The 21,443-nt window shown below is 67.8% G+C and carries 22 protein-coding genes and 2 pseudogenes; 19 read left to right on the top strand and 5 right to left on the bottom strand.

Annotation, left to right across the window (positions count from 1 at the left end; genetic code table 11):
- Positions 1–2: 2 nt before the first annotated feature.
- The gene (gene echA20 / locus GYB83_RS02055) at positions 3–764 is read right to left on the bottom strand and encodes a (7aS)-7a-methyl-1,5-dioxo-2,3,5,6,7,7a-hexahydro-1H-indene-carboxyl-CoA hydrolase (RefSeq protein WP_161893920.1); all 762 of its coding nucleotides are present in this window, start codon (positions 762–764) and stop codon (positions 3–5) included.
- A 59-nt stretch (positions 765–823) separates the two neighbouring features.
- Here echA20 and GYB83_RS02050 point away from each other — a divergent pair, with 59 nt between their 5' ends.
- Entirely contained in the window at positions 824–1,606 is a 783-nt protein-coding gene (locus GYB83_RS02050; protein WP_161893919.1) for an SDR family oxidoreductase, read from the top strand.
- A 17-nt stretch (positions 1,607–1,623) separates the two neighbouring features.
- Positions 1,624–2,517: an SDR family oxidoreductase gene (locus tag GYB83_RS02045; protein WP_161893918.1), complete on the top strand. Its 894-nt coding sequence runs from the start codon at positions 1,624–1,626 to the stop codon at positions 2,515–2,517.
- 232 nt (positions 2,518–2,749) lie between these two features.
- Here the strand turns inward: GYB83_RS02045 and GYB83_RS02040 are convergent, their stop codons facing one another.
- Complete coding sequence (locus GYB83_RS02040; RefSeq protein ID WP_161893917.1) at positions 2,750–3,412, bottom strand: GNAT family N-acetyltransferase; 663 nt, start codon at positions 3,410–3,412, stop codon at positions 2,750–2,752.
- A gap of 149 nt (positions 3,413–3,561) precedes the next feature.
- On the opposite strand from GYB83_RS02040, the gene fadD8 reads away from it, so the two are divergent.
- The 3 genes from fadD8 to GYB83_RS02025 all read left to right on the top strand — a co-directional run bounded on the left by fadD8 (position 3,562) and on the right by GYB83_RS02025 (position 6,675).
- Positions 3,562–5,187, top strand: a complete 1,626-nt coding sequence (fadD8, locus tag GYB83_RS02035) for a fatty-acid--CoA ligase FadD8 (protein WP_161893916.1) — start codon at positions 3,562–3,564, stop codon at positions 5,185–5,187.
- A 154-nt stretch (positions 5,188–5,341) separates the two neighbouring features.
- Positions 5,342–6,271, top strand: coding sequence for an SMP-30/gluconolactonase/LRE family protein (locus GYB83_RS02030; RefSeq protein ID WP_228461131.1), 930 nt, complete (start codon positions 5,342–5,344; stop codon positions 6,269–6,271).
- Positions 6,268–6,675 (top strand): MepB family protein, encoded by a 408-nt coding sequence (locus GYB83_RS02025; RefSeq protein ID WP_161893540.1) that lies wholly within the window; start codon positions 6,268–6,270, stop codon positions 6,673–6,675. The genes GYB83_RS02030 and GYB83_RS02025 overlap by 4 nt, the downstream gene beginning before the upstream one ends.
- A gap of 25 nt (positions 6,676–6,700) precedes the next feature.
- Here GYB83_RS02025 and GYB83_RS23790 read toward each other — a convergent pair whose 3' ends face one another.
- Positions 6,701–7,300, bottom strand: a complete 600-nt coding sequence (locus tag GYB83_RS23790) for a TetR/AcrR family transcriptional regulator (RefSeq protein ID WP_161893915.1) — start codon at positions 7,298–7,300, stop codon at positions 6,701–6,703.
- Positions 7,301–7,318: 18 nt separating this feature from the next.
- Complete coding sequence (locus tag GYB83_RS02015) at positions 7,319–8,281, bottom strand: alpha/beta hydrolase (RefSeq protein ID WP_161893541.1); 963 nt, start codon at positions 8,279–8,281, stop codon at positions 7,319–7,321.
- A gap of 114 nt (positions 8,282–8,395) precedes the next feature.
- On the opposite strand from GYB83_RS02015, the gene GYB83_RS02010 reads away from it, so the two are divergent.
- The 13 genes and pseudogenes from GYB83_RS02010 to GYB83_RS23785 all read left to right on the top strand — a co-directional run bounded on the left by GYB83_RS02010 (position 8,396) and on the right by GYB83_RS23785 (position 19,684).
- Positions 8,396–9,004 (top strand): hypothetical protein, encoded by a 609-nt coding sequence (locus GYB83_RS02010; protein WP_161893542.1) that lies wholly within the window; start codon positions 8,396–8,398, stop codon positions 9,002–9,004.
- Complete coding sequence (locus tag GYB83_RS02005; RefSeq protein ID WP_228461099.1) at positions 8,994–10,364, top strand: glutamine synthetase family protein; 1,371 nt, start codon at positions 8,994–8,996, stop codon at positions 10,362–10,364. The genes GYB83_RS02010 and GYB83_RS02005 overlap by 11 nt, the downstream gene beginning before the upstream one ends.
- 44 nt (positions 10,365–10,408) lie before the next feature.
- A complete protein-coding gene (locus GYB83_RS02000) occupies positions 10,409–11,284 on the top strand; it encodes a phytanoyl-CoA dioxygenase family protein (protein WP_161893543.1) in 876 nt (291 codons plus the stop codon).
- Positions 11,284–12,783: an aldehyde dehydrogenase family protein gene (locus tag GYB83_RS01995; RefSeq protein ID WP_161893914.1), complete on the top strand. Its 1,500-nt coding sequence runs from the start codon at positions 11,284–11,286 to the stop codon at positions 12,781–12,783. Before GYB83_RS02000 ends, GYB83_RS01995 begins: the two co-directional genes overlap by 1 nt.
- Positions 12,776–13,879, top strand: a complete 1,104-nt coding sequence (locus GYB83_RS01990) for a Zn-dependent alcohol dehydrogenase (protein ID WP_161893913.1) — start codon at positions 12,776–12,778, stop codon at positions 13,877–13,879. The genes GYB83_RS01995 and GYB83_RS01990 overlap by 8 nt, the downstream gene beginning before the upstream one ends.
- Entirely contained in the window at positions 13,876–14,628 is a 753-nt protein-coding gene (locus tag GYB83_RS01985) for a gamma-glutamyl-gamma-aminobutyrate hydrolase family protein (protein ID WP_161893912.1), read from the top strand. Before GYB83_RS01990 ends, GYB83_RS01985 begins: the two co-directional genes overlap by 4 nt.
- A complete protein-coding gene (locus GYB83_RS01980; RefSeq protein WP_161893911.1) occupies positions 14,625–15,149 on the top strand; it encodes an AMP-binding protein in 525 nt (174 codons plus the stop codon). The genes GYB83_RS01985 and GYB83_RS01980 overlap by 4 nt, the downstream gene beginning before the upstream one ends.
- Positions 15,095–16,081 (top strand): class I adenylate-forming enzyme family protein, encoded by a 987-nt coding sequence (locus tag GYB83_RS01975; RefSeq protein ID WP_161893910.1) that lies wholly within the window; start codon positions 15,095–15,097, stop codon positions 16,079–16,081. The genes GYB83_RS01980 and GYB83_RS01975 overlap by 55 nt, the downstream gene beginning before the upstream one ends.
- Positions 16,078–16,221 (top strand): annotated as a pseudogene (locus GYB83_RS24045) (NAD(P)-binding protein); the annotation flags it as partial. The gene GYB83_RS01975 and the pseudogene GYB83_RS24045, both read left to right, overlap by 4 nt.
- A gap of 110 nt (positions 16,222–16,331) precedes the next feature.
- Entirely contained in the window at positions 16,332–18,698 is a 2,367-nt protein-coding gene (locus tag GYB83_RS01965; protein WP_161893908.1) for a saccharopine dehydrogenase NADP-binding domain-containing protein, read from the top strand.
- A 2-nt stretch (positions 18,699–18,700) separates the two neighbouring features.
- Positions 18,701–19,306 (top strand): NAD(P)-binding domain-containing protein, encoded by a 606-nt coding sequence (locus GYB83_RS01960; protein ID WP_161893907.1) that lies wholly within the window; start codon positions 18,701–18,703, stop codon positions 19,304–19,306.
- Positions 19,303–19,494 (top strand): annotated as a pseudogene (locus tag GYB83_RS24040) (hypothetical protein); the annotation flags it as partial. The gene GYB83_RS01960 and the pseudogene GYB83_RS24040, both read left to right, overlap by 4 nt.
- Before the next feature lie 61 nt (positions 19,495–19,555).
- Positions 19,556–19,684, top strand: a complete 129-nt coding sequence (locus tag GYB83_RS23785) for a hypothetical protein (RefSeq protein ID WP_267130308.1) — start codon at positions 19,556–19,558, stop codon at positions 19,682–19,684.
- A 219-nt stretch (positions 19,685–19,903) separates the two neighbouring features.
- Here the strand turns inward: GYB83_RS23785 and GYB83_RS01955 are convergent, their stop codons facing one another.
- Complete coding sequence (locus GYB83_RS01955) at positions 19,904–20,158, bottom strand: hypothetical protein (RefSeq protein ID WP_161893906.1); 255 nt, start codon at positions 20,156–20,158, stop codon at positions 19,904–19,906.
- A gap of 456 nt (positions 20,159–20,614) precedes the next feature.
- On the opposite strand from GYB83_RS01955, the gene GYB83_RS01950 reads away from it, so the two are divergent.
- Positions 20,615–21,262 (top strand): FAD-dependent oxidoreductase, encoded by a 648-nt coding sequence (locus GYB83_RS01950; protein ID WP_161893905.1) that lies wholly within the window; start codon positions 20,615–20,617, stop codon positions 21,260–21,262.
- The last annotated feature ends 181 nt before the right edge of the window (positions 21,263–21,443 follow it).

The following is a 21,443-nucleotide window of genomic DNA, read 5'->3' as shown; positions in this document are numbered from 1 at the left end:
GGTCACTTCTCCTTCAGGGTCTTGCCGGTCTCGACGTACGCATCGCGGTGCTCGTCGGCGACGCCGGCCAGGTTCAGTTCGTACGTGTAGCGCTGTTCGAGCAGGTAGCTCGTCTTCACGTCGACGGGGTCGATGTTGTTGATCGCGGCCTTCGCGGCGCGGATCACACGCGTGTCCTTGGCGTCGATCTTGCGGGCCACCTCGAGGGCGGTCTCCAGCAGTTCCTCGCGGGGGACGGCCTTGTAGACCGAACCGAAGTGGACCAACTGCTGCGCGGTCACGTTCTGCGCGGTGTAGTACAGCGTCCGCATCATGTGCTGGGGGACCAGACGCGCGAGGTGGGTGGCCGCGCCGAGCGCGCCGCGGTCCACCTCGGGGAGTCCGAAGACGGCGTCGTCGGACGCGACGATCACGTCGGCGTTGCCGACCAGGCCGATGCCGCCGCCGACGCAGAAGCCGTTGACGGCGACGATTACGGGGACGGCGCAGTCGTAGACGGCGGAGAACGCCGCGGCGCAGCCCTTGTTGGCGTTGACGAGGGCGTCGAAGCCGGTGGTGGCCTGCATCTCCTTGATGTCGACGCCCGCGTTGAAGCCGCGGCCCTCCGCGCGCAGGATCACGACGGTGGTCTCGGGGTGATTCCCGGCGGCGAGGATCTCGTCGGCCAGTTGGAACCACGCTGCACTCGGCAGTGCGTTGACCGGCGGGAAGTCGACCGTGACGGTGACGATGCCCGATTCGGCGCGGGCCGTGGTGATCGGCACACCTGCTCCTAACGTTGTCTCACCCAAGCAAATGCTTGGTTGTTTGGTAGGGTAGCACCATGTCTGAAGCAGTGCACACGCCCGTAGAGCTGGGCCTCGCCGGGCGAATCGTCCTGGTCACCGGTGGTGTCCGCGGCGTCGGAGCCGGAATCGCGGACGTGCTCGAGAACCTCGGAGCCACGCCCGTGGTATGCGCACGACGCCCCGTCGACGGCTCGACCCGAGAATTCCACTCGTGCGACGTCCGCGATTCCGACGCCGTCGCCGCGATGATCGCCGCCATCGTCGAGAGACACGGACGGCTCGACGGCGTCGTCAACAACGCGGGCGGATCGCCGTTCGCGCTCGCCGCCGACGCGTCCGACCGCTTCACGCAGAAGATCCTCGAGCTCAACCTGCTCGCGCCGATCATCGTCTCGCGCGCCGCACATGCGGTGATGGCAGGTCAGGACGGCGGCGGAGCAATCGTCAACGTGTCGAGCGTCAGCGGTCACCGCCCGTCGCCCGGCACGTCCGCGTACGGCGCGGCCAAGGCGGGTCTGGACAACGTGACCGAATCGCTGGCCGTCGAATGGGCGCCGTCGGTCCGTCTCAACTCCGTGATCTGCGGTCCCATCGAGACCGAACAGTCGCACCTGCACTTCGGCGACGCCGACGGCGTCGCCGCCGTCGGTCGGACCATTCCGATGGGCCGTCTCGCCCAACCGTCCGACGTCGGCAACGCCGTCGCATTCCTGCTCTCGCCGCTCGCGTCGTACATCACCGGCTCCACCCTCACCGTCCACGGCGGCGGCGAGAAGCCCGCGTTCCTGTCCGCGGGCAACACCGACAATCAGGTCTGAACAGAAAGAGAACCCACATGACCAGCATCAACACCGGCCGTGTCGTCATCGTGACGGGCGCGGGACAGGGAATCGGACGAGCGCACGCGCTCGCCTTCGCCGCAGACGGCGCCAAAGTGGTCGTCAACGACTACGCCGCAGACTCCGCCGCATCGGTGGTCGACGAGATCGTCGCGGCCGGGGGTGAGGCGGTCGTCGCAGCAGGCGACGTCGCCGACTGGGACACCGGGGCCGCCATCGTCAAGACCGCCGTCGACACCTTCGGACGACTCGACGCCCTCGTCAACAACGCGGGCTTCCTGCGTGATCGCATGCTCGTCTCCCTCAGCGAAGACGAGTGGGACGCCGTCGTCCGAGTCCACCTCAAAGGACACTTCGTGATGCTGCGCCATGCCACCGAATACTGGCGCGCACAGGCCAAGGCCGGAAACACTCCGCAAGCCCGCATCATCAACACGTCGTCGGGTGCGGGGATCTTCGGCTCCGTCGGCCAGGGCAACTACGCCGCGGCCAAGGCGGCCATCGCCGAACTCACCATCCAGGCCGCGGCCGAGCTCGGCGGATACGGGATCACCGTCAACGGCATCGCCCCCGCCGCCCGCACCCAGATGACCCTCGGAGCAGGCGACGCGATGGCCGCACAGATGGCCGCTCCCGCCGACGGCTCATTCGACGTCATGGACCCCGCCAACATCTCGCCGCTCGTCGTCTGGCTCGCCTCCGCCGAATCCGGCGACGTGACCGGTCGGCTCTTCGAAGTGGAAGGCGGAACGGTCACCGTGCTCGACGGCTGGCAGCGCGCCGCGAGCAAGGACAAGGGTGCCCGCTGGGAGCCGTCCGAGCTGGGTGACGTCGTTCGTGGTCTCATCGCCGAGTCGCCTGCACAAGTGAAGGCGTACGGCGCTCGCTGACCTCTATTTCGTGTCCGTTTGTCGTTGGGTCGGCGGTCGCGGAGATTCTCCCTCCTCGGCAGTCCTCGCGGGCTCGGCTGTCGCCTCGCGCGCTGCGGAGGGCTCGTCGGGAGAATATCCACGACCGCCTGGTCCGGCGTGAGTGGCGAGCTTGATCAAGTGTGGAAATGAATGAAGGCCGGATCCCGAGGGGGTCCGGCCTTCATCGTCTCCGCGACGTGCGGATGGGAGGTCAGGCGGTGGCGCCGGGGGCGCGGATGGTGAGGGGGACGCCGGGGAAGTAGGCGGCGAGCTCGCTGCGGGAGCGGCGCAGGGCAGAGACGCCGTAGCCCTTCTTGCGACTGTCCGGACGGATCCAGATGCGGACGTCGACGATGCCGTCGGACAGTTCGCCGAACACGATGCCGACCTTCTGATCGTTGTCGACCGCGACGAGCCACACCGCGTCCTCGGCGTCCACGCGGTCGGCCGCCTTCGAGATCTCGTCGCCGAGCTCACCCGCCGGAGCGCCCGATCCGTCGCCCGCGACACCCTGCTCCGCGGTGCGTTCGGCGAAGATGTCCGCGTCGTCCGTCGACGAGAACGGACGCAGGTCGAGCGAGTCCCCTCCGCTGGCCGGGCGATCGGACAGGGTGAAGGTCAGTTCCGAGTTCAGGTCGTCGAGCGCCGCCTGATTCCTACGGCGCGACTCCTTGGTCAGCTGGTCCAGAGACATGTGCAGGACCGCGTCGACACCCTGGCGAGACGTGTCGAGCAGGGTCGCGATCGCGTCGGCTGCCGAATCGCGATCGTCGGCGTCGAATATCGCGTCCAGGACGTCGTGCCTACGCTCGAATGCCTTGAGCAGGGCGTCGGTGATGTCGCGTCGGGTCGTGGCCTGGTCTACATCAGTCATGTCACCGATAGTTACACGCTTCTTCGGTTACCTGCACGTCTACCGACGAGTAGTTTTCCGAGTCCTAACATGCACGTCATCCGGCCCTTTCGCGACGAGTCGAGCGGCACGCCTTTCGCAAAGTTAGAACACGTTCTAGTGTGGATCTCATGAGTGGAGAACAGTCTGTCCTGGCAGCCGACGAGCTGCTGCACACGCCCGTGCACCTCGGTGATCTCATGGTCGCCGCCCTCAAACGGCACGCGACCAGCCCGGTCCTGCAGCTCGGCGGCGTCGAACTCACCGGACGTCAGATGGCCGACGCGATCAGCCAGTACGTGCAGGCGTGCGAAGGGCTCGGCTCGGGAACAGGAACCGCTGTCGGCCTCCTCGCGCTGAACCGCCCGGAAGTCCTGTTCGTCATCGGCGCGGGCCAGACGCAGGGCTGGCGGCGGACCGCGTTGCATCCCCTCGGATCGTTGGACGATCACGCCTACGTCCTCTCCGACGCCGGGGTCTCGACGCTGATCATCGACCCGGTGCCGATGTTCGTCGACCGGGCCGTCGCCCTGCTCGAGAAGGTCGAGAGTCTGACGCAGATCCTCACGCTCGGACCGGTGCCCGATGCGCTCGTCGGCTCCGCGGTGGACGTCATCGCCGCAGCCGCCGAGTATCCGGTGCGCCCGCTGACCGCGAAGGTCCTCGACCCCGAGCACGTCGTCTCGATCACCTACACCGGCGGCACCACGGGCAAGCCGAAGGGCGTCGTCGGAACCGCCCGCGCCATGTCGACGATGACGCAGATCCAGCTCGCCGAATGGGAGTGGCCCGAGCGGCCGCGGTTCCTGATGTGCACGCCGCTGTCGCACGCGGGCGCCGCGTTCTTCGTCCCGACCCTGATCAAGGGCGGCACCATGATCGTGCTCCCCAAGTTCGACCCGGCCGAAGTCCTCGCGACGATCGAGCGGGAACGGATCAGCGCCACCATGCTGGTCCCGTCGATGCTGTACGCGTTGATGGATCACCCCGACTCGCGTACGCGCGACCTGTCGTCGCTGGAGACGGTCTACTACGGCGCATCGCCGATCAATCCCGTCCGGCTCGCCGAGGCGATCGAGCGGTTCGGCCCGATCTTCGCTCAGTACTACGGGCAGTCCGAGAGTCCGATGGTCATCAGCTACCTGCGGAAGGACGAGCACGACAAGGCCCGCTTGGGCAGTTGTGGGCGCCCGTCGGCGTTCCTGCGGACCAAGCTGGCCGGCCCCGACGGCGAGCCCGTGGCGCAGGGCGAGCCGGGAGAGATCTGCGTGTCCGGCCCGCTGCTGGCAGGCGGCTACCTCGACCTTCCCGAGCAGACCGCGGAGACGTTCCGCGACGGCTGGCTGCACACCGGCGACGTGGCCCGCGAGGACGAGGACGGATTCTGGTTCATCGTCGACCGCACCAAGGACATGATCGTCACCGGCGGCTTCAACGTGTTCCCGCGTGAGGTCGAAGACGTGATCGCCGAGCATCCGGCGGTGGCACAGGTCGGCGTGATCGGCACCCCCGACGACAAGTGGGGAGAGGCGGTCACCGCTGTGGTCGTGCTGCGGCCGGACGCCGACGCTTCCGACGAGGCGAAGGGCGCGATCACGACCGCGGTCCAGGCCGCGGTCAAGGAGCGCAAGGGTGCCGTCCAGTCGCCGAAGCAGGTCGTCTTCGCCGACTCGCTGCCTCTCACCGCTCTCGGAAAGCCGGACAAGAAGGCTCTGCGGGCACAGTTCTGGGAGGGCCAGGGCCGCTCCGTCGGCTGATGCTCCGACGATCGGTCTCATCATCGAGGTCCGCCGGCAGATCGCCGGCGGACCTCTGTGATTCGACCGAAGTTCGGGATGCCGCGTCGTGTCATGCGACAGACATTCGCGTCGGACCTGTCGCGGGCGTCGCGAACGTCGTACAGTCCACGTCGTGGTGGGGACAATGATGCGCACGACGATCGCACTGTCGGCAGTGATGGGCCTGGCGATGGCGGTGCCGTCCGTGCCCGAGGCCGTCGCCGGCCCGATATGCGGCCGGTCGTCGGTCCGGGTGCTGATTCCGGCGCCGGTTCCCGTGGTGAGCTGGGCGGAGAACATCGGATACGACAGGGACGGTGACCTCTGGGTCTCGCGCACCCTGCAGAACGTGATCGACAGGTACGACGCACACGGGCGACACGTCGGCGCGGTCCGGGTGCACGCTCCCGGCTCGGTCCGCCTCGGGCCGGACGGTCGCATGTACGCGACATCGGGCGACAATCCGATCAACATGGTTCCGGGACTGCCCCTGACCGGGCGCATCGTGTCGTTCGACCCGGCCGAGCGGAAGCCGGCGGTCACGACGATCGCTCGTGGGCTCGGCATGCCGAACGGGCTGGCGATCACCGCCGACGGCACGATGTACGTCGGTGACTCGAACCTCGGTGTCGTGAAGGTCCGCAAGAACGGAACGATCGACCGCGCCTGGACCGCCCGCGCGCCGAAGAATCTCGCACCGAACCGCGTCGTCAACGGCACCGGGATGAACGGTGTCGTCGTCAGCGGCGACACCGCCTACGTGGCGATGACGTCGAGCCTGTCCAGTCGGATCCTCCGGATTCCGCTGAGCGCGCCCGAACGGGTGGGAGTCGCCGCGGACCTGACGGCGCCGCTGCCGGGGAGCGTCGACGACCTCGCCCTGGTGGGCGATCGGGCGATCGCCGCTGCCACGGCCACCGGCCAGGTGATCGTCGTCGATCTGCGGACCGGCAGTCGGTGCACGGTGAACGCGGGTCGACCGTTGACGTCGGTCGCGGTAGCGCCCGACGGCCGTTCGCTGGTCGTGGCTTCGGAGGACGGCAGCGTCGCGGTCGTGAGATGAGCGACTGGTATCTCGGTGAGGATGCCGAGCTCACGCCCGATGCGACGAACCTCGACTACGACGGTCGGATCGCGCAGATCGGCGACCAGCGGTGGCGGGTGCGGACAGCGCGCGTGACGCCGACGAAACCGGGTGCGTTCGTCGCAGTGTGGCGGCGTGACGTCGACGGAGGGACGGAGCCGTTCGATTCGGCCGACGTCGCGGGCCTGCTCGTGTTCGTCGAGGGCGGCGTCTTCCGGTTCACGGCTGAACATCTCGCCGACATGGGGATCACCAGCTCCGATCGACATCCGGGCAAGCGCGGATTCCGCGTGTACCAGCCGGACCTCGTCGGACTGAATCCGCGGGCAGCGCGAACTCAGCGTGCTCAGGCGTCGGCGTTCGTCGTCAGGCCGGCGGGTTGACGCGACACTAGACGGTTCGGCAGGTCTACGGTGTGGCGCCCGCTCCGATGAGCGCGGCCTCGACGAACTGAATCGCAGTCGCGAGATCCTCGCGGATCGCCTCCTCCGACCGGGTCACACCGAATCGGATGAGGATGCCGTCGAGCATCGAGACGATGATCCGGCCCGCACGTTCGTGAGTCACGGTGAGTTCGTCGGACCATTCGGCACGCTGAAGTGCCTCCTGGACGAGCACGTCCAGCTGCTGGGTGAGGTTCAGCGCTTGGTCGCGGCGACCTTCCGCGAGAGCCCAGTTCAGCAGCTGGAACTGAGCGGCGATGATGTCTGGATCGGCGATAGCCAATTCGACGTAGCGGGTGAGCAGTTCGCGGGCGGCGTCGGCGGGTCCGACCGCGGCCTCGATCGATTCGTCGACGATCTCGCTGGCGACGTCCCAGCAGTAGGCGAAGGTCGCCTCGAGCAGATCTTCCTTGCTGCCGAACGTGTAGTGCAGCGTTCCGATGTTGGCCCCGGCCTCGGCTCCGATCTTTCGAGTGGTGGCTTTGGCGACGCCTTCGCGACCGATGACCCGCGCGGCGACCTCGATGATCTGCCTGCGCCGCTCGGCTGCGGGGATGTGCGCCATGTCCACTCCTGGGGTCGACTATGGATCCAGTCTAGTGAACCGGCGAACGAAGGCCGCTGCGTCCTCGAGAGCCTCGCGAGCGGCGGGAACGGCGTCCACCTCGGTGATGAATCCGTGCAGCACGCCCGGCGTCGTCCGTAGTAGCGCGTCGGCGCCCGCGGCATTCACCATCTCGACGAAGCGTTCGTAGTCCGAGCGGAGTACGTCCACTTCGGCGCCGAGGACCAGCAGGGGAGGCAACGATCCCAGCTCCGCGGAGACTTCGGGGACCGCGCGCGGATCATCTCGAACCTCCGGGCCGGCATAGCTGTCCCAGAACCATTCCGCGTCCGACCTGCACAACACGGGTGCGAGCGCGAACGCCTCCCACGAAGCGCCGCGGAACGACGCCGATGTCGCGGGGTACGCCAACACGAGGCACCGGGGTAGCCCCCGACCCGCTTGTTGCAGCGACGTGCACACCGACAATGCGAGGGCGCCGCCCGCGCTGTCGCCGGCCAACGCCACTCGGTCGGGGTCTATCCCGAGCCGTTCATGGTCGGTGAGCATCCAGTCGTAGACGGCGAGACAGTCGTCCGCTGCCGCTGGGTAGACGTGCTCCGGCGCCCGCCGGTAGTCAACCGACACCACGACGCATCCGGTCGTCTCCGCGAGACGTCGACACAGGCTGTCGACACCGTCGAGAGTGCCGAGGACAAAGCCGCCGCCATGCATGTAGAGCAGCGCCGGAGCGGGTGTGTCGAGGACTTCGCGATAGCACCGGACAGGAACGCGAGTGCCGTCCTTCTCGACGATTGACTCGCTGGTCACGAGGCCTTTTGAGGTGGATTCAGGAACCCCTTTCGCGTCGAATACCGCCCTCATCATCGACGGTCCGTAGCGGTGGTACGGGGGCGGTGGCGCGTTCGTCAGCAGTGTCTCGGCGTACCCGCGCGACGGTTCGTCCAAGAGGCCCAGGATGGCCTCCACAGTCAGTGCCATGTCGCTTCCTTTCAGAGAATCTTTCGCCGACCCCTTGACGTGACGGCTCCCATAGTGTGAACCTAGTCACGTGAACTAATCAAGCGATTAGGTCAGGTGAGTAGGAGAAGTGAAATGTCAGAGAACACACAAGTCGCAGTCGTGGGCCCGCCCACGCCGATGGTGTTGTCGGTCGCGCGGCGGCTCCGCGACGGCATCGCCCGCGGCGAGATGCTTCCCGGCGCGGACGGTCCCCGATCGGTGGTGCTGCGCGCCGCTGGAGACGCTCAACGAGCGCACATCGCCTTCACCGACGACGCTGTCGTCGTCGGTGCCGTGGGCGACGCCGAACTCGTCTGGGAGGTGAACTGGTTCGACCCCGAACCCGCGGACAGTGATGCCGCCGGCGACTTCGGCAAGGTGGTGGGCCGGCTGCTCTCCGCACGGACCGTCGATTGGCGCACCGCTGCCGCCGACTTCTGGGCGCGTGCCGGAGCGTCTGACGGAATGCCAACCGGCCTCGTCGTCACCTGCGTCGACGAGGAAGCCGAGGCGGTTCTCGGCACCCCCACCACCGAAGGTTCCGGCGTCCTCGGAACCGCCGCCGCACTCGCGGCCTTCTTCGACGGCCGGTCGACGCTCGTCGGTGCACTCGAAGGCGGCGAGTTCGGTATGAACCTCTCTTTCCCTCATTTCTCCGCACTGTTCGGAGCCGACCTGAAGGTGGTGTGCGGTGAGCTCTGAAACCTCCGCGACCGACGAACTGACAGACGTCAGGAGCGTCCGCATCGAGATGACCAACCACGACGGCGCGCTGCTCGGCAAATCGCTGTCGCCCACGAAGTACCTGTCGGCCCGGGACAAGGGCTTCACCGTCGCCGACCTCGTCCTCGGCCTCGACCTGACCAACCACGCACAGTTGGGCTTCGGCTTCCCGGCCTGGCGCGAAGGTTTCATGCCCGACCTCTTCGCGCGGCCCGACCTCGAGACGCTCGTCGAGTGGAAGCCCGGACAGGCTTCGGTGATCTGCGACTTCTGGACCGCCGACGGCGATCCCGTCGAAGCCGATCCCCGCCAGGCCCTCAAGCGCATCGCCGCCGCGTACGCAGACCGCGGCTACACGGTCACTGCATCGGTCGAGATCGAGGCCACCGTTTTCCGCGAGTCGATCGACGAGGCACGGGCCAAGCAGTACCAGGACCTGACACCGCTCGGCGGAAACGCGGGCGCGGCCCTCATCCTCGCGAAGTCGCCCGACTTCACCGAATACGCCGAAGCCGTCGTCGCGCGTCTCGACGAACTCGGCATCCCGTGGGAGGCGTGGTCGGACGAAGCGGCCAGCGGCCAGATCGAGTTCAACCTCGCTCCCGACGACGCCGTCACCGCCGCCGACCTGTGGGCCCGCACCCGACAGGTGATGCGCGAGGTGGCCTACTCACTCGGCCGGTCGATCACCTTCATGTCGAAGTGGTCGACGGAATACGGACAGGGCTCGCACCTGAACGTGTCGGTTTGCGACGAGAACGGCAACGTCTTCTTCGACTCCGCGAATCCGCAGCAGCCGAGCGCGACGATGCTCCACTTCCTCGGCGGCGTCATGGGCTCGTTGAAGGCGTGTACGAGCTTCGCGCTCCCGACGATCACGTCGTATCGCAGGCTCATCGATCTGGAAGGCCCACCGACCACTCTGACCTGGGGTGTCGGCAACAAGTCGTGCGCGGTGCGGGCCGTCATGGCCGGCCCGGGCGCGACACGCCTGGAGTACCGCCTGCCCTCGGCCGACTCCAATACCTACCTAGCTCTCGCCACCTTCCTCGCCGCCGGACTCGCGGGTATCGACAGTAAGGCGATGCCTCCGCCGGCGTACGAGCTGATGGCCTGGGCAGCCCCCGACGAGGTCGCTCCGCGCGTCCCCGCCGACCTGTACTCGGCCGTCGCCGCTCTCGCCGACGACACCGTGCTTCGCGAATACCTCGGTGAGGAATTCGTCGACTACTGGGTCGGCACCCGCCGGTGGGAATGGCTCACGTTCCACACCGAGACGGATCGCAACGACGACCAGATCTCGGTCTGGGAGTCCAACCGCTACTTCGAGCTCGCCTGAGCCCGAGTCTCCACCAACCACATCCTCACGAAAGAAGCACTGTCATGACCACTCTTCGCGATGCCACAACCGCGGACGAAGCAATCACGATCCTCGCCGAGGACGGTGTCGTCCGCCTGCCGAACCTCTTGAGCGAGGAGCAGCTCGACCAGGTCCGCGCCGACATCCTGCCGGCGATGGACGCCACCCCGTCCGGCACCGACGAGTACTTCGCGGGTACCAGCACCCGCCGCCTCGGACGCATCTTCAAGCACACCCGCGCCCTGGACTCCACCGCGCTCAATCCGGTCTTCCAGGGTGCCGCGCAGCACTTCCTCTGCCCACCGAAAGGCATGTGGTACGGCCAGGATCGTGTCGACGAGACGCCGACGCTCCAGATCGGCGCCACCCAGTGCATCCAGATCCGCCCCGGTCAGGGCCTGCAGCCGTTGCATCGCGACGACAGCATCTTCTACACCGTTCACCCCGGACCCACCGATGCGATCGGCATGATGATGGCGGTCTCCGACTTCACCGAGGAGAACGGTGCGACCCGCGTGATCCCCGGTAGTCATCTGTGGGACGACGAGCGGATGCCGACGGTCGAGGAGACCATCCCCGCCGAGATGACTGCCGGTTCGGCGGTGATGTGGCTCGGCGGCACCTACCACGGCGGCGGCCAGAACCGGACCGTCGACTCCGACCGGACCGGTGTGATCTTCGGGATCTGCCGCGGTTACCTGCGGCAGGAGGAGAACCACTACCTGTCGATGACGCTCGACGAGGCCCGCGAGATCCCGGGGGAGATCCTCGGCCTCCTCGGGTACGCGGCGTCGAACCCGTACATGGGTTGGGTGGAATACAACGGTGAGATGGCGGATCCGGGGGTCGTCCTCGGCGACACCGCCGACGCGGGCCTGCGCGCGGGAGTGACGGCCTGATGTCCGACGCGACCACCTGGCGCGACCTCGCCGCCGCAATTCCGTCGTCGCACGGGATGTGGGGGCGGGGCGCGTGGGCCGAGGCTGCGGGCGGTCACACTCTCGCCCTGCACGACCCGTGGACCGACTCCGACTTCACCACCGTCCCGGCGGCCGCGTCGGACGACGTCGACCGGGTGGTCGCGGACGCCGGGGCGACATTCGCCGCCGGCTCCTGGTCTCGCGTCTCACCCGCCGAACGCGGCCGGGTGCTGATCGCGTGGGCCGGGCTCATCGAAGTCCACGCCGACGAACTGGCAGTCCTCGTCTCGAGGGAGATGGGCAAGCCGGTCCGCGACGCTCGCGACATCGAAGTGGCGAGCACCGCCAAGACACTCCGCTGGTACGGCGAGCTGGCAGACAAGCTCATGGACTCCTCGCCGCGCGGCCTGCCCGATGCACTCGCGCTCGTGACCAGGGAACCGGTCGGTGTCGTCGCGGCGATCACGCCGTGGAACTTCCCGCTCAGCCTGGCGATGCTCAAGATCGCTCCCGCACTCATGGCCGGCAACAGCGTGGTCCTCAAACCGGCGCTGCAGACGTCGGCCTCGTCGCTGCGCCTCGCCGAACTCAGTCGTGAGGCCGGACTTCCCGACGGTGTGCTCAGCGTCGTCACGGGTCGTGGTTCGACTGTCGGCACGGCGCTCGCCCGGCACAGCGCGGTGTCGTGTCTGACGTTCACCGGGTCCACCGAGGTCGGCCTCGGCCTGCTCGCCGACTCCGCGGCGTCGAACGGCAAGACGGTGTCGCTGGAACTCGGCGGGAAGTCTCCGAACATCGTCTTCGCCGACGCGCCGGACTTGGAGAAGGCGATCGACACCGCGGTGTGGGCGTTCACCTTCAACAGCGGCCAGATGTGCACGGCCGGGACCAGGCTGTACGTGGAGCGGGCCGTCTACGACGATGTCCTCGCCGGGATCTGCGACCGTGTCGCGCGACTGACCGTAGGCGACCCGCTCGACCCGGCGACAGACCTCGGTCCGTTGAGCAGTCGCAGCCAGTGCGCCACCGTCCTGGAGTACATCGACTCCGGATTGCGCGCCGGAGCAAGGCTCGCCGCCGGTTCGGCGGACGCACTCGATCCCGACAGGTCGACGGTCGCACCCGCTGTCTTCACCGATGTTCGTGCCGACATGCAGATCGTCCGTGAGGAGATCTTCGGCCCGGTGGTCGCCGTCGCGCCGTTCGACGACGAGGCGCAGGCACTGAGCATGGCGAACGAGACCGACTTCGGCCTCGCCGCATCGGTGTGGACGTCGGACGTCTCGCGCATCCACCGGATGTCGCGTGGCATCGAGGCAGGCAACGTCTGGGTCAACTCGTATGAGGAGGGCGTGCCGTCGACACCGTTCGGCGGTCGGAAGCTCTCCGGCAACGGCGCAGACAAGGGCGTGTACGCGCTCGACAAGTACACCCATCTCAAGCACACGTGGATCGCCCTCGGGAGGAATCATGCCTGAACACGTCACCGCGGCGGTCCTGGCCGAGGCGCCCGGCCGACTCGTGACCCAGACCTTGGTGCTCGACGAGCCGGCTCCCGACGAAGTGCTCGTCGACGTTCATTTCGCAGGCCTCTGTCGTTCGGACCTCCACGAGATCGAGGGGATCTGGCCCGCGACCTGCCCGACAGTGCTCGGCCACGAGGCATCCGGTGTGGTGCGACGTGTCGGCGACCGGGTGCGTTCGCTGCGGCCCGGCGACCACGTCGTCACCTGTCTGAGTGCGTACTGCGGCGAGTGCCGCTTCTGCCTCGACGGTCGTCTCACCCTGTGCACCGGGCGGGGAAGCATGCGCGAGCGTCGGACGCCCGTGCTGACCGACGCCGATGGAAGGTCGGTGCATCCGACGGCGGGAATCGGTGCGTTCGCCACCGCGATGGTGGTGCACGAGAGGTCACTCGTCCGAGTTCCCGACAGCATGCCACTCGCGCCGGCCGCAGTCCTCGGCTGCGCCGTCGTCACCGGTATGAGTGCGGTGTTCCGCAGCGCCGAGGTGAAGCCGGGGTCGAGCGTCGCGGTACTCGGCTGTGGCGGGATCGGGATCGCGGCGATCCAGGGCGCCCGTCTCGCGGGCGCCGCGACGATCGTCGCCGTCGACACCGACCTCGCTCGTCTGGAAGCCGCTCGCGGTTTCGGGGCTACCGACGTGGTGGACGCTAAGTCGTCCGACGTGGTCGCCGAGGTCCGTGATCTCACCGGTGGTGTGGACTACTCCTTCGAAGCGATCGGCTATGCGACGACGGTCGAGCAGTCGTTCGCGATGCTCGGCCCCGGCGGCACCGCCACGGTGCTCGGTCTGGTGCCGGACTCGCAGCCGCTCACGATCGCGGCGTCCGAGCTCTTCGTCTCTGAGAAGCGACTGCAGGGCTCCTTCATGGGATCGAACAGATTCCCCACCGACATCCCCCGCTACGTCCGGTTCTACGAGCAGGGCCGCCTGAACCTCGACGACATGCTGTCGGCGTTCGTCGGCCTGGACGAGATCAATGAGGGATTCGACCGCATGCGCGACGGTGGGGTCACCCGCGTCGTCGTCGACGTCAGGAGAGACAGATGAAACCGCTCGTCGCCATCACCGGCCGTCGGATCTCCGGCACCGGCCTCGTCGGACTCGACCCGCGATGGGCGTCCGGACGCGCCGACATGTATTGGTCCGAGTTCGGTGTGAAGGTGTCGGCCGCGGGTGGACTCGCCGTCCAACTGCCGTACGAGAGCGTGGGAGACGAGATCGTCGAGCGGATCGACGCGCTCATCGTCACGGGCGGCCAGGACGTCGATCCGCAGGTGTGGGGAGGCCCGCCGTCCGAGTATGAGACCGACGGCGAGGTCCTCGCGATCGACCGGCGGCGCGACGACTACGAGATCGCGTTGGTCCGGGCCGCACTCGACCGCGGCATCCCGATCCTCGGCGTCTGCCGCGGTCACCAGGTGCTCAACGTCGCGCTCGGCGGAACGCTGATTCCCGACCTGCCGGACACCGGCGTCACCCATGCCTCGCTGGCGAGCATGCCCGACGTGCGCCCGGAGTTGGAGCATCCGGTCGACTTCGAACCGGGGAGCCTCGCCGCACGCCTGTACGGCGAGCGGGCCGCCGTCAATTCGTGGCATCACCAGGCCGTGGCAGAGCTCGGCACCGGGCTGGTCGCTTCGGGCCGCGCCCCGGACGGTGTTGTGGAGTCCATCGAACTCCCTGGCCGTGATGTCCTCGGACTCCAGTGGCATCCGGAGGCGATCCTGGACGTCGACCCGTGCTTCGAGTGGGTCGTCGATCGAGCGCGGACCCTCCCGGTAGGAGGACTGTCATGAGCACTCTGATCGAAGCGGTGTGGGCCCGGGCCGATCTGACTCCCCGAGCCGGAGCGCTCGTGGACGGCGACACCGAACTCGGCTACGCGGACCTGCGTGAACAGGTGTCCCGCGCCGCGGGACTGCTGTCCGCGGAGGGCGTACGACCCGGCGATCGAATAGTCGTCATCGGGCACAACACCGTGGGCTGGGTGATCGCCTACCTCGCCGGACTGCGGCTGGGCGCGATCGTCTCGCCCGCGAACAACCGACTCAACGCCGACCAGTTCCGCGATCAGTGCGCGTTGCTCGACGCGGTGACCGTCCTGTTCGACGACGACCACCGAGAGCTGGCTGAGCACACGGTCCGCCCGAGGATGCGTGTGGAAGACCTCGCCGCCACCGGTCACCCGGCACTGGCAGACGACCATCCGTGGCCGAATGCCGCTGACGATGCGGTCGTCAGCTCACATCCGGGACCACGGGGGTGCCGAAGGGCGCGGTCCTGTCGCATGCCGCGATCCTCGCAGGCGCGCGGTTGATCGCCGACAGTGCGGGCCTGACGGCGGACGACAGCACCCTGGTGCTTGTACCGCTCTTTCACAACACCGGTTTCAACGATCAGCTCGGGGCACTGCTGGTGTCCGGAGGCACGACCCACCTGTTGCGTCGCTACCGGACGACGGACGCGATCGATGAACTCCGTCGACGGCAGGCGACGTTCCTGACGGCTGTCCCCAGCATTCTGCGGCTCCTCATGGTCGCGCCCGACGCCGACGTCGTCTATGCGGGTGCACAGTCGGTCCTGTTCGGCGGCAGCCCGATGCCCGCGTCCTGGTCGGACGAACTGCTCGCCCGCTGGCCGCACCTCACCCTCCTGCATGGGTACGGCCTCACCGAGTTCACCTCGGGTGCGACGATCCTGCCCCCGGAGCTGATCTCGCAGAAGGGCGAATCGGTCGGCAGGCCGGCACCCGGGGTCGAGCTTCGGATCGTAGACGGCGAGGTGTGGGTGGCCGGACCCACACGGATGAGCAGGTACTGGGGTCAGCCCGGACTGACCTCGTCCAAGATCAGCGGCCGCTGGCTGCGGACCGGCGACCTCGGGCGGCTCGACGAGGACGGTCTGCTCTGGCTCACCGGTCGCGTCGACGACGTCATCAATCGAGGCGGCGAGAAGGTGCTGCCCGCACACGTCGAGTCGAAGGTCGCTGAGCTTCCGGCGATTGCCGAGGCCACGGTGTTCGCGATACCCGACACGATGCTGCAGCAGCGGGTCGGCGTCGCGGTGATCCTGCGGCCGGACACCGCACTGGACGTGGACGCCGCTCGTCGCCTGCTCGCCGACACCTTGCCCGACTACGCGGTCCCCGAGCACTGGCGCGTCTACGACGAATTGCCTCGCACCGCTTCGGGAAAAGCCGACCGCCGTGCGGTGGCCCGCGACTATCAGGAACAGGACGCACGACTATGACCAGCGACAACACACTAGATCTCGACGTGGTGATCGTCGGCGCCGGGATCTCCGGCATCGCAGCCGCGGTCGCACTCGGCCAGAACTGCCCGGACAAGTCATACGCGGTGCTGGAGGCCAGGGCGTCCATCGGCGGCACCTGGGATCTGTTTCGGTACCCGGGCATCAGGTCCGACAGTGACTGTACACCTCGGCTATTCATTCCGGCCGTGGCTGCGGCCGGAGGCGATCGCTGCAGGCGGCGCCATCCGTGGAGTATCTCGTCGACACCGCGGCAGAGTTCGGCGTGGACAAGCACATCCGGTTCTCGTCGCGGCTCACCGAGGCGTCCTGGAACAGCGAACTCAACCGGTGGACGCTTGTGGTCGACTCGCCCGTAGGCGAGGACGTCATCCGATGCAGGCACCTGTTCCTCGGGAGCGGGTACTACAGCTACCGCGGAGGATTCGAGCCGACGATCGATGGCGAGGACACATTCGACGGGCCGATGCTCCATGCCCAGAACTGGCCCGACGATTTGGACCACCGCGGCAAGCGGGTGGCTGTCATCGGGTCCGGGGCCACCGCGATCACCCTCGTCCCGAACCTGGCGCGCGACGCCGCGAACGTCACGATGGTCCAGCGGTCGCCCACCTACATCCACATCGAGACCGGCGACGACCCGGAGGCGGACGAACTGCGCCGCACCGTCGGCCCGGAGGAGACGTTCCGGCGCATCCGCCTGCGCAACCTTCGCAACCAGCAGGAGGTGTATGCGCAGGCCAAAGGCGACCCGGATGCGTTCAAGGCGACGCTGTTCGACGCCATTGACGCACAGATCGGCGAGGACGTGCGCAAGCAGCACTTCACTCCGACCTACGAGCCGTGGAACCAGCGGATATGCGTCGTCCCCGACTCGGATCTGTTCCACGCCGTCCGCGACGGCAGGGCGGACGTCGTGACCGGGTCGATCGACAGGATCACCCCGACCGGATTGACGATGGCCGACGGACCCGCGTCGAGGCCGACATCATCGTCAAAGCGACTGGACTCGATGTGGTGCTTCGGCGGGGAAGCCGAATTCGACGTCGACGGGTGGCCGGTGGAGATCGGACGAGAGTGGACGTACAAGGGCGCCGCGATCTCCGGCGTGCCCAACCTCGTGTACGCCTTCGGCTTCATCAACGCCTCGTGGACTCTCCGCATCGAGGCGCTGACCGACTACTGGTGTCGGGTCCTGATTCCACATGGACGACATCGGCGCCGAGAAGATGGTCGCCGACCTCACCGACGGCGAGCAGCCCGCGCTGCCGTTCATCTCCGGTGTCGACTCCGGCTACCTGCGTCGTGCGGAGGGCCTGCTTCCGCGACAGGGCGATGCGGCGCCGTGGATCAATCCGCAGAACTACGCCGACACGCTCGATCTGTTCGCTTCGGTCGACGACGGCGTCCTCACATTCAGCTGACATACAAGGAGAAGAAGATGCGAGTAACAGTTGTCGGCGGAGCCGGCGCGATGGGTCGCAAAGCAGTGGAGACCCTGGCCGGATTCGACGACGTCGACCAGGTCCGGGTCCTCGACCGAGACATGGCGCCGCTGGCGGCCCTCGACCTCGGCGACGACCGTCGGAAGATCGAGGAGATCGTCGTCGACGCCCTGACGGACGATCTGGCTGCCTTGTTCGCCGGGTCGTCGGTGGTGGTCAGCGCGCTCGGCCCGTTCACGATCTTCGGCGAACGCGTCCTGAGCGCCGCGATCGAGGCAGGCGTCGACTACGTGGACATCAACGACGACTGGGAGCCGACGCTCGCCGCCCTGGAATGGCACGACCGCGCGAGGGCCGCAGGCGTCACCGCACTGATCGGAATGGGCGCCAGCCCAGGAGTGTCGAACGTGTTGGCGGTGCGGGCGGCCGACGAACTCGACACGGTGCACGCCCTCTACACCGGCTGGGTGGTCGCGGGCACCGAGAGCGAACCCGGCGGGCCACGTCCGGCCGCGGCGCTGCTGCATCTCGTCCACGAATGCACCGGGACCGTGCAGGTTCTCGAAGACGGGCGACCCGCCCTCGTCGCGCCACTGCAGCCGCTCACCCTGCGGTACCCGGGCATCGGCGAGATCGGCGTTCGGACCATCGGGCACCCCGAGACGGTGACCTTGCCTCGTCGGTTCCCGGACCTGCAGACCTGCTACAACGTGATGGCCGGACCGGCCTGGTGGTTCGACTCAGTCGCGCCGATCATGGCCGCCGTCGACGACGGAACGTTGTCGGCGCGGGAGGCCGCACTGAAAGTCGAGAACGGTGTCCAGCGCCCGGCCGACGCGCCGAAGACACTCCGTACCCCGAGTCTGTGGGCGCTCGCGGAGGGCGAGAAGGACGGTCAGCCGGCACGAGCGGCCGTCGGGACCACCCGCTGGTCGCCCGGCCGGATGGCCGGGGCCACCGCGATCCCAGCCGCGATGGCGGCCCGGATGATCCTGCGCGGCCAGATCGGCCGCCCCGGCGTCAACACGCCGGAGGAGATCGTCCCGTTCGAACTGCTCATGGAGGCCTTGTCGCCGCTCTATGACCAGCCCGACCCGTCGATCCCTCTCTACGAGGTAGCCGTGGACTCGACCGTCGAAATCGGGGCCTGACGATGGGTGCGCATGACGTGCTCGTCGTCGGCTGCGGTCTCATGGGGACCGCGCTCGCCCGCAGCCTCGCAGTGCAGGGTCACGCCGTCGCCGCGTGGAACCGGACGTCGGACAAGGCGGAGGCAGTCGGTGGCGGCGTCACCGCGGTCGCCGACCTTTCGGGGGCGGTTCGCCAGGCGCGGATCGTCCTGAGTTGCACGTCGACCTACGACACAACGCGAGACGTCCTCGCATCGGTCGTCGACTGGGGATCGGCGGCCCTGGTGAACGTCGGGACAGGCAGTCCCGACGAGGCGGAGGCCATGAGCGTATGGGCGAGGGGAGCGCGGCATCGACTATCTCGACGGCGCGATCCTCTGCTATCCGCAGCACATCGGCACCTCAGACGCGCTGATCCTCTACTCGGGTTCGGTGCACGCGTGGTCCGAGCACTCCGCGGCCCTCGCGTCGCTCGACCGTCGTCGCACGTGTCGGCCGACCCTCGCGGCGCGAGTGTCCTCGACGTGACGATGGCCGGAGGCTTCTACATCACCGCGCTCGCCGCATACGTCGAGGCGGCGTCGTACGCACTCGACCAGGGATCGCTGTCGGCGACCTCCGCGGTGTGACCGACGCCGTGATCGGGCTGCTCGGGTCGGCGACAGACGATGTGGCGCATGCCGTGGAAACGGGGAGGCATGACACCGACCAGGCCACCGTCGCGGTCTTCGCCGCCGGAGCGCGACTGTGCCGGGACGCGATGCGGTCGGCGGGCCGTCGCGCCGACCTCTTGCACGCGGCGGCCGACCTGCTGACCTCTGCGGAGGACGCAGGACTGGGCGAGAGCGGGTTCTCGGCGATCGCGGACGGGTCGCGTCGTGACCGGCATCCTGGTGCCGGCCGCCGGGTTCGACCACTTCGGTGGATGGACCCTCGACTCCCAGTTCGATCTCGAGATGGGCGCGTCGTACCTGTTGGCCCACGGACTCGGCGCGCCGGTCGCTTGACGCGACCACCCTGATCGACGTCGCGGCGGCGGGGTGCTATCGGGTGTGGGGTGCGCGCCAAGGACTGGGTGCCGTCTCATCACCCGGGCCGGTTCGCCGTGACCATCGACGGGGTACGCCTGCCGATGGAGTTCGGGGCGAACGGGCTGGACTGGAGCTGGGCGGACGCAGGCGTCGTCGATCTCGCGGTCGGGGAGGTGTCGGTGACGCTCACCGACCTCACTGGGTTCGACGGCCGATGCGACGCGATCTACCTGACCACCGTGAGACGATCTTCCTGTCGACGGTGCGGGCCCGACGCCAGGAACGTGGCGGCGACGTCTCCGTGGCCTGCCCGACGAGCCTGTCGACGGCGGCGAGTTCGACGTCGTCGTCGTGGGCGGCGGGATCACCGGCTGTGCGGCGGCGCTCGCCGCGGGCCGATCGGTGATTGCGTGTCGCGCTCGTCCAGAATCGGCCTGTCCTCGGCGGCAACGCGAGCACCGAGATCGGGTCTCACCCCGCGCGGCGAGACGGGACCGCTCGGTCGACGAACTGGCCGCTCGATCGGCGACGGGTGAACTCGCCGCGATGAAGTCCTCACCGCGGAGCGGACGATCTCGGTGTTCGTCGAGCAGCAGGTCTTCGACCTTCGCCGGGAACTGCGACCGAATCACGTCGATCGACGCGAGAGCCGCACGTTCCGGAGTCGAGACCCGGTTTCGCGGGCGATTCTTCATCGATTGCACCGGCACCCGCGAAACTCGGCCTCCTCGCAGGCGGTGGAGACGATGTTCGGCGCGGAGAGTCGGAGCGAGTACAACGAACCGCTCGCGCCGGACCAGCGCGGGGAGTACCACCACGGCAACACATTGTTCTTCCGGACCCGCGACGCCGATGAACCCACGAGGTTCCCCGCCGTGCCGTGGGCGGTGACCGTCGCCAAGGACTATGCGAATCTCGGCGGCCAGCTCGAGCGTCCCGGGGATCGACAACGCGCCCGGACCCGTCGCAGGTCACGCCCGTACCCCGGATCCGGACATCCGTCGTCGGATGCTTCAGCCGCTGACTCACTTCTGGGAGTACGGGCAGGACCTCGATCCCTACTCCGACTCTGAGCGGATCCGTGATCACCTGTTCCGTGCCGTGTACGGGACACTTGCGAACGTCAAACAGCTCGAACCGGAGACCTACGCGAACCTGACGTTCGACTGGGTGGCGCATGTCCCCGGTCAGGGCGAGTTCCGTCGATACCGGGGCGCGTACGTTGTGACCGAGAACGATATCCGCGACCATCGGCAGTTCGACGACGTCGTGGCCTGGAACTCCGGGGCATTCTGTCTGCACTATCCGGGACACGAGACATACGATTTCCGGCTCAAGGACTGGAAGTGGGACACCAGGGACGGTCTGCCATTCGAGATTCCGCTCCGCTGCCTATACCCCGACGGGGTCGACAATCTGCTCGCCGCGGGCAAGCACATCAGCGTCACCCACGTCGCCGGATCGGTCACCAAGTTCATGGGCAACGGCGCGCAGCACGCCGTTGCTGCGGCCGCCGCGGTGAAGGTCTGCCTGTGTCACGATGTCGCCCCGTGACCTCCGTGGTGATCTTCTCGCAGAAGTTCAAGGTCTCGTCACTGAACTCGGAGGTTCCGCCGAGCACGTCCCCGAAGCGGTCTGATACGCCGACGATCGGTCGAATCATCGAGGTCCGGCGGCATACTGTCACTGGACCTCGATGATGCGACGATCGTCGGAAGTCGTCGCAGCGTTCAGG

Source organism: Gordonia spumicola (assembly GCF_009932475.1).
GTDB classification, from domain to species: Bacteria; Actinomycetota; Actinomycetes; order Mycobacteriales; family Mycobacteriaceae; genus Gordonia; species Gordonia spumicola.
The sequence above is the reverse complement of the archived record's forward strand: the minus strand, read 5'-3'. Positions and strand labels throughout refer to the sequence as shown.

Excerpts from the sequence above, each read along its gene's own strand:
- GYB83_RS02050 (WP_161893919.1), top strand. The coding sequence starts at position 824 with ATGTCTGAAGCAGTGCACACGCCCGTAGAGCTGGGCCTCGCCGGGCGA.
- GYB83_RS02045 (WP_161893918.1), top strand. The coding sequence starts at position 1,624 with ATGACCAGCATCAACACCGGCCGTGTCGTCATCGTGACGGGCGCGGGA.
- GYB83_RS02040 (WP_161893917.1), bottom strand. The coding sequence starts at position 3,412 with ATGACTGATGTAGACCAGGCCACGACCCGACGCGACATCACCGACGCC.
- fadD8 (WP_161893916.1), top strand. The coding sequence starts at position 3,562 with ATGAGTGGAGAACAGTCTGTCCTGGCAGCCGACGAGCTGCTGCACACG.
- GYB83_RS02025 (WP_161893540.1), top strand. The coding sequence starts at position 6,268 with ATGAGCGACTGGTATCTCGGTGAGGATGCCGAGCTCACGCCCGATGCG.
- GYB83_RS23790 (WP_161893915.1), bottom strand. The coding sequence starts at position 7,300 with ATGGCGCACATCCCCGCAGCCGAGCGGCGCAGGCAGATCATCGAGGTC.
- GYB83_RS02015 (WP_161893541.1), bottom strand. The coding sequence starts at position 8,281 with ATGGCACTGACTGTGGAGGCCATCCTGGGCCTCTTGGACGAACCGTCG.
- GYB83_RS02010 (WP_161893542.1), top strand. The coding sequence starts at position 8,396 with ATGTCAGAGAACACACAAGTCGCAGTCGTGGGCCCGCCCACGCCGATG.
- GYB83_RS02000 (WP_161893543.1), top strand. The coding sequence starts at position 10,409 with ATGACCACTCTTCGCGATGCCACAACCGCGGACGAAGCAATCACGATC.
- GYB83_RS01995 (WP_161893914.1), top strand. The coding sequence starts at position 11,284 with ATGTCCGACGCGACCACCTGGCGCGACCTCGCCGCCGCAATTCCGTCG.
- GYB83_RS01990 (WP_161893913.1), top strand. The coding sequence starts at position 12,776 with ATGCCTGAACACGTCACCGCGGCGGTCCTGGCCGAGGCGCCCGGCCGA.
- GYB83_RS01985 (WP_161893912.1), top strand. The coding sequence starts at position 13,876 with ATGAAACCGCTCGTCGCCATCACCGGCCGTCGGATCTCCGGCACCGGC.
- GYB83_RS01980 (WP_161893911.1), top strand. The coding sequence starts at position 14,625 with ATGAGCACTCTGATCGAAGCGGTGTGGGCCCGGGCCGATCTGACTCCC.
- GYB83_RS01960 (WP_161893907.1), top strand. The coding sequence starts at position 18,701 with ATGGGTGCGCATGACGTGCTCGTCGTCGGCTGCGGTCTCATGGGGACC.
- GYB83_RS01950 (WP_161893905.1), top strand. The coding sequence starts at position 20,615 with ATGCGAATCTCGGCGGCCAGCTCGAGCGTCCCGGGGATCGACAACGCG.